General features: G+C 56.8%; 10 protein-coding genes. 3 read left to right on the forward strand and 7 right to left on the reverse strand.

Going from position 1 to position 14,004, the window contains the following annotated elements:
• Window positions 1–45: 45 nt before the first annotated feature.
• Window positions 46–2,658 carry a DNA gyrase subunit A gene (gene gyrA / locus FMN52_RS18965; protein WP_148610176.1) on the reverse strand — a complete coding sequence of 871 codons (2,613 nt, stop codon included), beginning with the start codon at window positions 2,656–2,658 and terminating at the stop codon, window positions 46–48.
• Window positions 2,659–2,783: 125 nt separating this feature from the next.
• Complete coding sequence (gene purU / locus FMN52_RS18970) at window positions 2,784–3,638, reverse strand: formyltetrahydrofolate deformylase (RefSeq protein WP_148610177.1); 855 nt, start codon at window positions 3,636–3,638, stop codon at window positions 2,784–2,786.
• Window positions 3,639–3,781: 143 nt separating this feature from the next.
• On the opposite strand from purU, the gene ggt reads away from it, so the two are divergent.
• The 3 genes from ggt to ftsH are packed head-to-tail and all read left to right on the forward strand — an operon-like array spanning window position 3,782 to window position 7,746.
• Window positions 3,782–5,545, forward strand: a complete 1,764-nt coding sequence (gene ggt / locus FMN52_RS18975; RefSeq protein ID WP_148610178.1) for a gamma-glutamyltransferase — start codon at window positions 3,782–3,784, stop codon at window positions 5,543–5,545.
• 42 nt (window positions 5,546–5,587) lie between these two features.
• Entirely contained in the window at window positions 5,588–5,836 is a 249-nt protein-coding gene (locus tag FMN52_RS18980; protein WP_014576785.1) for a thiamine-binding protein, read from the forward strand.
• Entirely contained in the window at window positions 5,833–7,746 is a 1,914-nt protein-coding gene (gene ftsH / locus FMN52_RS18985; protein WP_148610179.1) for an ATP-dependent zinc metalloprotease FtsH, read from the forward strand. Before FMN52_RS18980 ends, ftsH begins: the two co-directional genes overlap by 4 nt.
• Window positions 7,747–7,755: 9 nt before the next feature.
• On the opposite strand, the gene FMN52_RS18990 is transcribed toward ftsH, so the two are convergent.
• From FMN52_RS18990 to FMN52_RS19010, 5 genes are all read right to left on the reverse strand, one after another.
• Window positions 7,756–8,481, reverse strand: a complete 726-nt coding sequence (locus tag FMN52_RS18990) for a divalent cation transporter (protein ID WP_148610180.1) — start codon at window positions 8,479–8,481, stop codon at window positions 7,756–7,758.
• 33 nt (window positions 8,482–8,514) lie between these two features.
• Window positions 8,515–9,378 carry a universal stress protein gene (locus FMN52_RS18995; RefSeq protein WP_148610181.1) on the reverse strand — a complete coding sequence of 288 codons (864 nt, stop codon included), beginning with the start codon at window positions 9,376–9,378 and terminating at the stop codon, window positions 8,515–8,517.
• On the reverse strand, window positions 9,371–11,770 hold the full coding sequence (locus FMN52_RS19000; RefSeq protein WP_148610182.1) for an ATP-binding protein: 2,400 nt from the start codon (window positions 11,768–11,770) through the stop codon (window positions 9,371–9,373). Before FMN52_RS19000 ends, FMN52_RS18995 begins: the two co-directional genes overlap by 8 nt.
• 89 nt (window positions 11,771–11,859) lie before the next feature.
• On the reverse strand, window positions 11,860–13,569 hold the full coding sequence (locus FMN52_RS19005; RefSeq protein ID WP_162525045.1) for a GspE/PulE family protein: 1,710 nt from the start codon (window positions 13,567–13,569) through the stop codon (window positions 11,860–11,862).
• Window positions 13,566–13,997 carry a hypothetical protein gene (locus tag FMN52_RS19010; RefSeq protein WP_148610184.1) on the reverse strand — a complete coding sequence of 144 codons (432 nt, stop codon included), beginning with the start codon at window positions 13,995–13,997 and terminating at the stop codon, window positions 13,566–13,568. The genes FMN52_RS19005 and FMN52_RS19010 overlap by 4 nt, the downstream gene beginning before the upstream one ends.
• Between the last annotated feature and the right edge of the window lie 7 nt (window positions 13,998–14,004).

Below are 14,004 nucleotides of genomic sequence, written 5' to 3' on the forward strand. Positions count from 1 at the left end.
TTTCTCTCAAGTCTTACTGATTCTGTCTGTGGTGGCAGTGCCGGCTTATTCGTCGCCGGCACCCTCACCTTCTTCCGGGCTTTCGTCGACAACGATCGGATTGCCTTCGCTGTCGAGCTCTTCATCGTCGGTTTCGGCGATCCGCTCAACACCCACCAGGCGCTCGTCTTCCTGACTCAGCTTGATCAGGCGCACACCCTGGGTGTTACGACTCAGAACCGATACTTCGTCTGTCCGGGTACGCACCAGCGTGCCCTTGTCAGAGATCAACATCATTTCATCGCCGTCGAACAGCTGCAGGGCTGTTACCAGGTTGCCGTTCCGCTCAGAGCACTGCATGGCAATAACGCCCTGACTGCCCCGACTGTAGGTCGGGAACTCATCGATGGCCGTCCGCTTGCCGTAGCCATTTTCGGAGGCGGTCAGAAGAACCCCATCCTCCTGCGGGATGATCAGGGACACCACATGGTGACCTTCCGGCATCTTGATACCGCGAACACCACGAGCTGTCCGGCTCATCGGACGAACGGCCTCTTCGTTGAAACGCACGGCCTTGCCAGCAGTCGAGAACAGCATCACTTCGGCATCGCCCTTGGTAATGGCCGCACCGATCAGGGTGTCGCCCTCATCCAGAGACAGCGCAATCAGGCCGCTGCTGCGCGGACGTGAGAAGTTCGGCAATGGCGTTTTCTTGACCACACCGGCAGAGGTCGCCATGAGTACGAACTGGTCTTCCGGATAGTCACGAACCGGCAGGAAGGTGGTAATACGCTCTCCCTCATCCAGCGGCAGGATATTCACCATTGGCCGACCGCGGGACGCCCGGCTGGCACGCGGAATCTCGAATACCCGCAGCCAGTAGACCTTGCCACGGTTGGAGAAACACAGAATCGTGTCGTGGGAGTTGGCAACCAGCAGCTTCTCAACGAAGTCCTCATCCTTCATCGAGGTTGCCGCCTTGCCGCGACCGCCCCGGCGCTGGGCCTGGTAGTCTTCCACTGCCTGGGTCTTGGCGTAACCACCGTGAGAGATGGTGACGACGAGGTCTTCCTCATCGATCAGATCCGCAATGGTCAGATCGCGCTGGGAGCTGGTGATCTCGGTGCGACGCTCATCGCCGAACTCGGAAACAACGGCTTCGAGTTCTTCACGGATAACCTGCATCAGGCGGTCAGGATCGGCCAGGATCTCGAGGAGGCCGGCGATTTTTTCGAGGATGTCCTTGTACTCGTTCTGCAGCTTCTCGGTTTCAAGACCGGTCAGGCGGTGCAGACGCATATCCAGAATTGCCTGGGTCTGCTCGGGAGACAGGTAATAAAGGCCATCACGCAGACCATAGATTTCCGGCAGATCGTCTGGACGACAGGCGTCCTCACCGGCACGCTCCAGCATTGCCAGAACATCACCCGGAGCCCAGCCCTTGGCCATCAGCTTTTCTTTTGCTTCTACCGAACTGGGCGACGCCTTTATCAGCTCAATCATCTCGTCGATGTTGGCGAGAGCAACCGTGAGACCTTCAAGGATATGGCCGCGTTCGCGGGCCTTGCGCAGCTCATAGATGGTCCGGCGAGTAACCACCTCTCGGCGGTGCCGCACAAACGCATCCAGCATCTGCTTCAGATTCAGCGTTTTCGGCTCGCCGTTAATCAGCGCAACCATATTGATACCGAACACCGTCTGCAGCTGGGTGTGAGCGAACAGGTTATTGACCACAACGTCCGGGTTTTCACCCCGACGCAGCTCGATCACCACTCGGATACCTTCCTTGTTGGATTCGTCCCGCAGCTCGGTAATACCTTCGAGGCGCTTCTCTTTCACCAGCTCGGCGATCTTTTCGATCAGGCGGGCCTTGTTGAGCTGATACGGCAGCTCAGTGATGATGACAGCGTCACGATTGGTTTTTTTGTCGTGTTCAATCTCGTGGCGGGCACGGACATAAATACGGCCCCGGCCAGTACGGTAGGCTTCGACAATGCCGGCACGGCCATTGATGATGCCCTCGGTCGGGAAATCCGGGCCCGGGATGAATTCCATCAGCTCATCAACAGTGAGATCCGGATTATCAATCAGCGCCAGACAGCCATTGACCACTTCCGTCAGGTTGTGGGGCGGAATATTGGTGGCCATGCCCACGGCAATACCGGAGGAACCGTTCACCAGCAGGTTCGGAACCCGGGTAGGAAGCACCTCGGGAATACGCTCGGTGCCGTCGTAGTTATCGACAAAATCGACGGTTTCCTTGTCCAGATCCGCCAACAGGGAGTGGGCAATCTTCTCCATGCGGATCTCGGTGTAACGCATGGCAGCCGCGTTATCACCGTCAATGGAACCGAAGTTACCCTGACCGTCGACCAGCGGATAACGAAGGGAGAACGGCTGCGCCATACGTACGATGGTGTCGTAGACCGCAGAGTCACCGTGCGGGTGGTATTTACCGATAACGTCACCCACCACACGGGCGGACTTCTTGTAGGCCTTGTTCCAGTCGTTGTTCAGTTCGGACATGGCGAACAGAACACGGCGGTGAACCGGTTTGAGGCCATCCCTCACATCCGGAAGCGCCCGCCCGACGATTACACTCATGGCGTAGTCGAGGTAGGACTGTTTTAACTCGTCTTCAATATTGACCGGCAGGATCTCTTTGGCTAACTCACCCATCGAGAAAGGTTCCTTTGCGTTACTGGAAGTCGTATCAGGGCCGTTTCCGGGCCCCATAGTTATTCTTCAACAAGCCGCCAAGTCTACCACAGTCGCGCCCTTTCCGGGGCAACTGTGAGGCAGCCTTAATCAAACACCACTGTCTTGTTTTCGTAGGTAATCACCCGATCTTCGATGTGCGAACGCAGGCCCCGGGCCAACACGTTCTTTTCCACATCCTTGCCCAGGCGAACCATATCCTCAATGGAATCGCTGTGGGTGATCCGGATAACGTCCTGCTCGATGATCGGGCCCTCGTCGAGGTCCTGAGTCACATAGTGGCAGGTAGCACCAATCAGCTTTACACCCCGGCTGTAGGCCTGGTGGTAAGGGCGGGCACCGGCAAAGGACGGCAGGAAGCTGTGATGGATGTTGATCACCTTGCCCGCGTACTTTTTACAAAGCTCTCCGGGCAGAATCTGCATGTAACGGGCCAGCACAACCACATCGGCTTCGTATTTCTGGAACAGCTCATCAATGTGGGCGAAGGCGTCCGACTTGTTTTCCTTGCTGACCGGCACATGGTGATAGGGAATCTCGTGCCACTCCACCATCCTGCGAAGGTCGTCGTGGTTAGAGATGACCGCCACTATCTCGGCATTGATCTCCTTGCTGTGCCAGCGGTACAGCAGATCGGCCACACAGTGGGATTCCTTGCTGCACATCAGGATCACCTTCTTCGGCTGGGCCGAATCGGCAATGTGCCAGTTCATGTTGAATTCACGGGCAATGGGCTCGAACGCAGCCCGGAACTGGTCCAGGCCAAACGGAATCGAGTTAGCCTTGATTTCGTGCCGCATGAAAAACCAGCCGGTATGGGTATCCGAATGGTGACTCGCCTCGGTTATCCAGCCATTGTATGTGGACAGAAAATTACTCACCTTGGCGACAATTCCCACCCGGTCGGGGCAGGAAATCACAAGACGATAGGTATGCTCCATGAAAGCCTTTCCTTAACTGAAATCCGGGAAAGCAGGTGCGTCGGGGAATCACCACCGACATTAACGGCAGGTTAACGGTACGCACCTATGAAAATGACCGGCTATCATAGCCTATCTGAACGCCAGAAACGAGGAATGGAGATATGGACAGAGGCCTCTACCAACGCACAACCAAAAACCTCGCCAGGGGGCGCTCAGGCCGCCTTTCGATTGCAGCTGCCCTTGCCTTTTTCATAGCCACCGGTCCCGCCTTCGGGCAGGCCATTCTCGAGGGTGAGCGGTTTCACCCGGTTAAGGCGACCCAGGGCATGGTTGCCACCAGCCACACCCTGGCCACAGAGGTCGCGCTGGAGGTACTGAAAAACGGCGGCAACGCGATAGATGCCGCGGTCACAGCCGGTTTTGCCCTGGCAGTTACCCAGCCCCGCTCCGGAAACATTGGCGGCGGCGGTTTCATGCTGATTTCCAAAGGCGACGGCACAGACCCTGAAGCCATCGACTATCGGGAAAAAGCGCCTGCCGCCGCGACGGAAACCATGTTCCAGGACGAATCCGGCAATGTGGTTAAAAACCGCAGCCGCTTCACCCACCTGGCCGCTGGTGTACCGGGAACCGTTGCAGGCCTCGCTATGGCGCTGGAGCGACACGGCACGATTACCCTGAAACAGGCGCTGGCGCCGGCAATAAAACTTGCGAGCAATGGATTCATCGTACCCCCGCGATTCACCGAAGGCCTGGAGCAGGCCAGGGAAAGGCTAGAGCGGTGGCCTGCCACGCGCGACACCTTTTATAAAGAAGATGGCAGCGCCTGGCAGCCTGGAGAACATTTTCGCCAGCCAGAACTGGCGGCTACGCTGCAGCGAATTGCTGACAACGGTGTACGAGGCTTTTATGAGGGCAAAACCGCCGAGCTTATTGCCAGCGAGATGGACCGTCACGGTGGCCTGATCACGCTAAAGGATCTAAAAGAGTATCGGCCCGTTGTCCGCGCACCCGTTCACGGCAACTATCGCGGGTACGATATTTTCTCCATGTCGCCACCCTCTTCCGGCGGCACCCACATTGTCCAGATCCTGAATATCCTCGAAGGCTTCCCCATGGCCGATTTCGGGCACAACTCCGCCGATGCGATCCACCATATGGCCGAAGCCATGAAGCTGGCCTACGCCGACCGCTCGCAATACCTTGGCGACACAGATTTTGTGAATGTACCGCTCGAAGGGCTGACCAGCAAAGGTTACGCAGACGAACTTCGCAATGGTATTAACCCGGAGAAGGCGCGACCGGCCAGCGACATCAATCCCGGCCAGCCGGCTGCCTGGGAAAGCCCGGAAACCACCCATTTTTCCGTCGTGGATAAATGGGGCAACGCCGTGTCCAACACCTACACCATCAATTTCAGTTATGGGTCCGGCATTACGGTGGAAGGCGCCGGATTCCTGCTTAACAACGAAATGGACGACTTCAGTGCCAAACCCGGTGTACCCAACGCCTACGGCCTGATCGGTGGTGAAGCCAACAAGGTTGAGCCCGGCAAGCGCATGCTGAGCTCCATGTCGCCCACCATCGTGAAGAAGGATGGCAAAAATGTTTTGGTAACCGGCAGCCCCGGTGGCTCCAGGATTATTACCACCACCTTGCAGGTTATCCTCAATGTGATTGATCATGGGATGAACATTCAGACTGCCGTGAGCGCACCCCGTATGCACCATCAGTGGCTGCCGGATGAAATCCGGATCGAACAGGGCATCAGCCCCGACACTATCCAGCTGCTGCACGAACGGGGGCACAAAGTGGTTGGTGGATCAGCCATGGGCGCTATCCAGAGCATCATGGTGGATGAAACTGGTGTGCTGCATGGCGGCGCGGACCCGCGCAGAAGCACATCGTCCGCCATGGGCTATTAATGTTGGCAATTGACCAGGGTCACTGACCTGACCGGAGGCATTATGTATCTTTCTGTTCAACTGAGCTGTTATCCCCTGAAAGAGGAATATAAACAGCCAATAAAAGACCTCATCGCACGGCTGGAGCAAACCGGGTTGGAAGTGTATCCGGGGCGCATGAGCACGGAGATTTTTGGCGACTATGATGAGGTTATGGGCGTGCTCTCGGATACCATGAAGTGGTCATTCGAGACCTATGGAAAATCCGTCTTCGTGGCGAAGATCATGGAGGGCGACCGGAGACCAAAATGACAGCACCGAGCGGGCCAGACAACCAGCAACAGAAGCCGGATCAGAACCAACAGCCGGCCATCCCGAACCAGTTCGCGTTCCTGTGGCTCAGCGCTGCCATCTTCCTGATGGTGCTTTGGCTTCAGGACGGCGGACAGCCCCGGCTTCAGGACCTGGCCTACTCCGAATTCAAAACCGCAGTCATGAACGAACAGGTGGCGGAAGTCACTCTGAAAGAAGAAACCATCACCGGCCTGTTTACCGACAGCGGTGCAGCAGATTTCAGCTCAGACAGCCCTCCCCATACCAGCACACCCGGATTCCAGACTATCCGTCCTCCCATGGAAGATCCGTCCCTGCTCAACCTGCTGGAAGAGCACAGTGTCACCATCCGGGCCACACCATCGGGATTGCCCTGGTGGCAGGAGATGATCCGCGGCTTCCTGCCCTGGATCCTGCTGCTGGCGCTGATGTTCTGGTTCTGGGGTGCCGCCCAGAAACGCATGACTCAGGGTGGCGGGCCGTTTGATTTCGGCCGGTCCAAGGCCCGGAGGTCCCGCAGGGAAACATCCACAGCTACCCTGGACGATGTGGCCGGCATTGAATCCGCCAAGCGGGAAATTGCCGAGATCATCGACTTCCTGAAATCCCCGGAGAAGTACCGGGCACTGGGTGCCGTCATGCCCAAGGGCGTGCTTCTGGTCGGCCCGCCGGGGACCGGCAAGACCCTGCTGGCCCGGGCCATCGCTGGAGAGGCCGAAGTGCCCTTCTTCAGCATCAGCGCCTCGGAATTTATCGAAATGTTCGTTGGCGTCGGGGCCTCCCGCGTTCGAGATATGTTCAAGGAAGCCCGGAAAGAAGCGCCAGCGTTGATTTTCATCGACGAACTGGACGCAATCGGTCGGTCACGGGGCGCAGGCCTGGGTGGCGGCCACGATGAGCGGGAGCAGACCCTGAACCAGATTCTCACCGAAATGGACGGTTTCGAGGCCCACGAGAATGTTCTGGTACTGGCTGCCACCAACCGGCCAGACGTTCTCGACAGCGCCCTACTCCGCCCTGGTCGCTTTGACCGCAAGATCACTCTGGATCGCCCACATAAGGAGGCCCGCGCGGCGATCCTGGCGGTTCATGTGCGCAAAGTGCCATTAGCCAGTGATGTCGACCTTGATCAGCTGGCCGCTCGCACCATCGGTTTTTCCGGGGCGGACCTGAAGAACCTCGTGAATGAGGCAGCCCTCACCGCAGCCCGCGAAAGCCTGCACGAAGTGAACGCCCATTGCTTTGAGCTGGCCCGGGACAGGATCATTCTTGGCGAAGAACGAGATACCAAGCTCAACCCGCAGGAGCGCGAGGCGGTTGCGTACCACGAATGCGGTCATGCCATCATGGCCTACTACATGCCCAACGCAGACCCACTCACTAAATTGACCATCATCCCTCATGGCATGGCTATGGGAGTGACTGAACAGACACCTAAGGAAGATCACTACACCTACACCGAGAGCTACCTGAAGGATCGGATCAAGGTGATGCTTGGCGGCCGCTGCTCAGAAAAACTGATCTATGGCGAAGTCAGCACCGGCGCCCAGAACGACCTCAAGGAAGCCACCGCGCTGATACGCAAGATGATCGGCCAATGGGGCATGAGCGAAAAGATTGGCCCACTGGGCCTGAACATCGGCGAGGAACATGTCTTCCTTGGACGGGAAATGGGCATGCCAAGGGAATTCAGTGAGAAGATGGCGGAGATGATCGATGGGGAAATCCAGTCCCAGCTGCTGGCCCTGGAAAAAGCGACCCTGGACTTCCTGACGGGGCACCGTAACCAGCTTGAAGCACTGGCAAAAGCCGTACTGAAGAACGAAACCCTGTCTGCCGAAGATGTCGAGAAAATCCTGAGCAAGGAAGACGCCCGCCAGATTGCCTGAACGGCCAGATCAGACCTGGCCCAATAAGTCATGGCTGAACAACGCCAGGCAGAACCCAACCACTGCACCCAGCGGCGGCGCCCAGTGATTCTCAAGCCTGGATTGTGGCGCAATATCCTGAAAAATCAGGTAGAGAATACCGCCTGAAGCGACCAGCATGATTGCGCCCAATACTACAGGGCGCTCGGACAGGAAAAAATATCCAAGCAAGCCGGCCAGCGGCCCGGTAATCACAAGGCAGGCCATGAACACCAGGGTTTTCCCGGAGGTGTAACCGGGCAATCTGGCCAACTCCCGATAGGCATTGAAGCCTTCAGGCAAGTTCTGCATCGCGATTAACACAGCCATGAGCACAGCCGTTTCCGGGCTCACAACTGCCAGCCCGCCCAAAGCCGTTGCTTCAGGAATAAAGTCGAGCATCACGCCCATCAGCTGCGGAGACTCGCGCCGCTTCAAGCCAAGAATGCGCTCAATACCAAAGAAAAGAAGCCCACCGACAATAATGGCAGGAATCGCCCAGAGAGAGTCGCCCATGCTGGACTGCCCTTCCGGAATCAGGACCACTGAAACCGCACCAAGCAGAATCCCCCCACCTAACGCGATCAGAAAATGGCGGAACTCCTGCTCCAGCCAATTGGGGCGGATCCGTTCGAAGCTGGCAACCAGGCCGCCCAGAGGAATGCAGGCGCCGGCAAGGACGGTCAGGCCAACAATGTAGAGAACATCCGTAACCATCAGAAAATCAGACTTTTTGGCAAGTGAATGCGTTCAAGGGGTGACCGTAACCGGGAGATTCAGAGCTACCAGCAACTCCTCCGCACCCGGTGCCTGGAGCAAGGCGCAACCCCGGCTCAGGATCAATTGGACCGCCTTCTCCTGACTTAACAACCTGGCGACAAAAACCGGATCCGTTGAAGCCAGTGACCGTACGCGAAGATCTGACTCCTGAATACCCAGGTTGCGCTGGATGCCTTGCAGGTCTTCGGATGGGATATCCGAACCCGCCCCCAGCAACAGCGTCACAGGTCGATAAGAGTGGCGGATCATCTCTGCCGCTGCCGTCACAGCACGGCTATTGGCTTCCTTATGGTCATTCAGGAAGACAACAACCCTGCCCTGCGGCAGAATTCGGTTCTCGCACCAGAGCAACACTCTCCCCGGCGACCGGCGTACAAGGCCTTTTGCAGTGGAACCCAAACGCGCCCCGGGTGCGAAGGACCAACCAACCCGGCCAAGCACCAGCAGATCCTGAGGCTCCGCCAGAGCCAATACCTCATCAACCACGTGGCCGCGTACAACACTCAGAGTATGTCGACCACCATAAGGAGCTACGGCACTGGCAAGAGCACGACGAACCTGGTGCGCCAGGCGTTGCATGCGCTGCTCCAGCCCGGTCGGATCAAAGGGGTGGCTGATGCCGGATGACGCTCCAACCTCTCTTGAAAAACCAAAACCCGCGCTTCGCAGCAGATCCTGCTCCTCCACAAATACACCCAAAAGATCGGCACCGGTGTTGGCCGCAATTTCCGCTGCCGCCGTCAGTGCGGCGTAACTCATTCTGGAGCCATCCAAAAGTACCAGTACACGACCGGTTGGCGTAGGCGTAGCCTGACTTTGGGGCACATCAGTCATTGTCCTCGCCCCCGCCACTGTTCACGCCTGCATTATCATCCGGCTTCTTGCTGGCTTTCGCGAATTTTGCCAGCCGCTCGGAAACCCTGCGGTTAAAACTGTTCTCCGGAAATTCCCCGCGACTATCCGTTTCTCCGGCCTCCAACCCCGTTAATAGCTCAATGGCCTGGTTGACGTTCGACACCGGATAGATCCGGAACCGGTCCTCGGCGATCGCCTGCCTCACATCGGCTCTGAGCATCAGGTGTTCAACATTGCTCGCGGGAAGCAGAACGCCCTGCCCTCGAACGCCACCGGCTTCCTGGCAGACGTCGAAAAAGCCCTCGATCTTTTCATTCACGCCACCCACCGCCTGAACTTCGCCATGCTGGTTCATGGAACCTGTTACTGCGAAAGACTGCTTGAGGGGCACCCGGGAAATGGCTGAAAGCAGTACACAGGTCTCCGCCACCGAGGCGGAATCGCCTTCAACGCCACCGTAGGACTGCTCGAAAGCCAGACTCGCTGACAGCGAGAGCTCACCGTCACCGGCGTATCGGCTGGCCAGAAACCGGGAAAGAATCATCACCGCCTTACTGTGAATAGGGCCACCCAGTTTGGCCTCCCGCTCGATATCGACCACCTGACCCTTGCCCGGACGGGCAGTGGCGGTAATCCGGGTGGGCTGTCCAAACATGGACGCCCCGAGCCTGAGTACCGAAAGGCCGTTCACCTGAGCCACTTCCTCACCGGCGGTGGCGATCATCACCACACCCCGGCTGATCTGCTCCCGGCTTCGTTCACGAACCCGACTGGCCCGGTACTCTCGCTCATCAATGGCCTGCTGGAGATGGCTGGCTTCGACAGTCTCGGCGCCTGCCTGGCCGGCCCAGTGGTTTGCCTCACTCAGAATGTCCCGGAGCACCCGGTCGTGGGCGGTCAGTTTGCGCTGATCCGCTGCCAACCGGCTGGCATGTTCAATCAGCCTGGCCACGGCGCTGCGCTCCAGCGGCCGCATTTTAAGGGCCCGGGCCATGGTGGCGATCATTCGCGCATAGAGTTCGTAGCACTCATCGGTCCGTTCAAGATCGTCCTCAAAATCTGCCTCTACCTTGAACAGGTCCAGAAAGTCCGGATCATAATGGGACAGCAGGTAATACAGCATCCGGTCCCCGAGCAGAACCACCTTGACCGATACCGGAATCGGCTCCGGTTGCAGACTGACCGTACTCGCCAGGCCATAAAGCCTTTCCAGTGACTCGATACGAATCTCACCGGAAGACAAGATTCGCTTCAGGCTCTCCCAGGCCAATGGCTGGGTCAGCACCCGCCGGGCATCAATAATGAGGTAGCCGCCATTGGCCCGGTGCATGGAGCCGCCGCGAATCAGGGTGAAATCCGTATACAGGGTTCCCTGCCGGGCCCGATGTTCGATCTGCCCGGCCAGGTGCTGATGGTTTGGGAGGTCCTCATAGATAACCGGCGCGCCGACTGTCTCGGCATTGTCGACCAGCAAATTGACCTTGTACCGGGCCAGCAGACCGGCCGGTGGCCCGTTATCGCTGTCCTGGAAGGCTTCCGCATGCTCCACTACGTCTTCGCGAACGGCATCCAGATAGTCGACAACATCTGGCAGATGCGACCACTTTTCCCTGAGCTCTCCGATCGGTCCGCCCAGGGTCAGCTGCACCATCTCTTCATTGAGGGCGTGGACACGCTCTCGCACTTCCTTTCTCATCCTGGGAATCTGCTGAATGGTCTGCTGCAGTTTCTTCTGCAGATCCTCAACCTTGGACTCAATCAATTCCTTCTCGTCATCGGAGAAGTTCTTATATTCCTCAGGGTCAATCACCTCACCATTTCGCTTGGGTGCGAAGGTAAAGCCGGCCGGTGTCGTGATCATCGCAATGTTATTGCGAGCAGCCTCCTCCTGAATATCAAAGAGGCCCTGATGCTGGCGCTTCGCCATTTCTTCCTGCAGTTGCTGTAACCGGCCCTGGTATTCCTCGCTTTCAAAAGCGGCCGGAATAGCAGTGCCGAGCTCCTCCGCAAGGTCGCTCATGTCTTTTTTGAACTGCCGCCCCTCTCCAGCCGCCAGCTTGATGGCATTGGGTCTGTCTGAAAAACGGAAGTTGTAGACATGGCACCAATCCGAGGGAACTGGCTGAGAGGAAGCGTGCGTGGAGAGAAAGCGCTCAACGAGTTCGTGCTTGCCGGCTCCCGCCGGCCCCAGCACAAAGAGATTGAAACCATCCGCCTGAATGCCCGCGCCAAACTCAAGCGCCCTCAGAACCCGATCCTGACCGTAAGGACGTTCAAGGTCCTGAAGGTCATCGGTGGTAACGAAATCCAGTTTTTCTTCGGGGCAACCGTGATAGACCTGGCTTTCGGTCAATGGTGCGGGTAGAGGCATTACATTCTCCTGATGGTTTGCACGCCGCGATGGAATGCGGCGATTCAATTACACGAGTCTTTCGGTTGGGTATATTTCGATGGCCGACACTAGCCCTGGGCATCCCTCAGTGAAGCCCAGAATAGCTCACCTAAAACGCGATGGGCCTCTTCAACGCTGGTGTCTCCCTCATTCACTGCCTCAAAGGCAACCTCAGCGAGGGACCGTGCACCAGCGTCTTTCGCAATCGATCGTAACTTTTGGGTGTCTGCGGTATCTCGTATGGCATCTGCCAATTCTCGGGTCATAGGAACCACCTCGAGGATCGGAAACCTGCCCCTATATCCTGTATTACCGCAGTGGTTGCATCCGTCGCCCACCAGTGCAGAGGTCGACACTTTTAGAGAACTCAATCGATCGACCAAAGTATTCTCTCCCGGTCGAGCTTTCCGCTTGCAATTACTGCAAAGCTTTCTCATCAAGCGCTGTGAAAGCACACCGCATACGGTGTCCGCAATGACCGTTGGCGCAGTGCCAAGATCTGTTAATCGAGGAATAGCTGAAACCGCATCATTAGTGTGGATGGTGCTTAGGACAAGGTGCCCGGTGTTGGCGGCTCTCAGCGCAATCGACGCCGTCTCTTCATCCCGGATTTCACCGATCAGGATAATATCGGGGTCCTGACGAAGAATCGATCTCAGCGCGCTGGCAAAGGTCACTCCCTGAGCTCTATTCACGCGAATCTGAGCAATTCCATCCAATTTGTATTCGATGGGATCTTCCACGGTCACAATGCAGCGCTCAAACGAGTGAAGCTGTTTTAGCGCTGCGTAAAGCGTCGTGCTTTTTCCCGAACCTGTTGGACCCGAAATCAGAATGACCCCGGCCTGATAGGTCAAGAGGTTAAGCAGGCGGTCAAGTTCCTGCTTGCGCAACCCGACATCCTTCAGTGACTGCACGGTATTCTGGACAAGCAGTCGGATGACAACTTTCTCGCCATCCTTCACAGGGATCGACGAAACCCTCAAATCAATCGGCTGGCCATTGATGGTGATCGAAAGGCCGCCGTCTTGGGGGATCATTCGGTTAGCAACGTTCAATCCCGCAATGGACTTGATGCGTTGCGTTACATGGGAAGAAACTCTCTCGGGTAGCGAAGTGATTTGCCGAAGTACGCCATCCACTCGATACCGCAGCAATCCGCTTCCCGCAAAAGGCTCCAGGTGAATATCGCTGGCACGTTCTTCAAAGGCTTCCGCCAACATATCAGAAACCAGCGCTGCAACAGCGGATTCCTCACCGGAAACCGCTGTCTGCGTTGAGGACGAAGCAGCATTATCTTTTACAATCTGAACGTCATCATCCTTGGCTTGCGGCTCATAATTCTCATCCAGTGCCCGCTGAATAGACGAAACAGAAGCAATGGCGAGATCAACGTGCAAACCGGTGAGAAAACCCACGTTAGCCAGCATGTCTTCATCAAAGGGATGACAGGCCGCGACAATAATGGCGTGCTGCCCCATTGTTACCGGAAAGATGTGATGACGACGGGCCACCTCACCCGGAATTGACCGAAGCAACGTCGAATCGGCTACCTGCTCCTCAAGGTCGACCAGTGGCAGATCAAACTGAGATGCGATGGCTTTAGCGATTTCATGGTCAGATTTCCCAGTCAGTTCAGACAGATATGGTTGAATTGCAATGAACGAACCTTGAAGCCGCTCTGCAGCTGGTATTGCCGAGGGTGCAAGATTTTCACAGAGGGCATAAACCCAGTTCGGGGCCATGCCGCCAACACTCTGTTCAGAGGACTCTCTCACGATTCTTCCACTTCCAGTAGTTCTTTGCCGTTCCCTACCCGGATTTTTGCCCTGTAGTGCTCGACTTCGAGACGAAACTCGTCATCGCTAAGCTTTTGATAGCTCACATCCATAAGATTTTGCAGTGCGCCGGGAATCGCATCGGGAAGCCGACCATTCATCTTTCGGAAATGCTCAATGTCCTCGGCCATCATCAGCAATGCCACCTTTCCACCGGTTTGGAACTCTTGTGGCGCTGAATCCTCATGGTACGAGCTGCCAGACAAGTAGATGTTGGCGATAAAAACCCCAAGAACAAGAAAACATATGTACGGAAACCAGGGCGGCAATTCTATGGAGCGCGAGTTACGTTTACTGGCTCCACGCCCTTCGATTTCGTTGACAGCGCGCTCGATTTTGCTTTCCCAGCGATTCTGAATATCTGTCATTTTTCAG

The organism is Marinobacter sp. BW6 (assembly GCF_008107725.1).
Lineage (GTDB): Bacteria > Pseudomonadota > Gammaproteobacteria > Pseudomonadales > Oleiphilaceae > Marinobacter.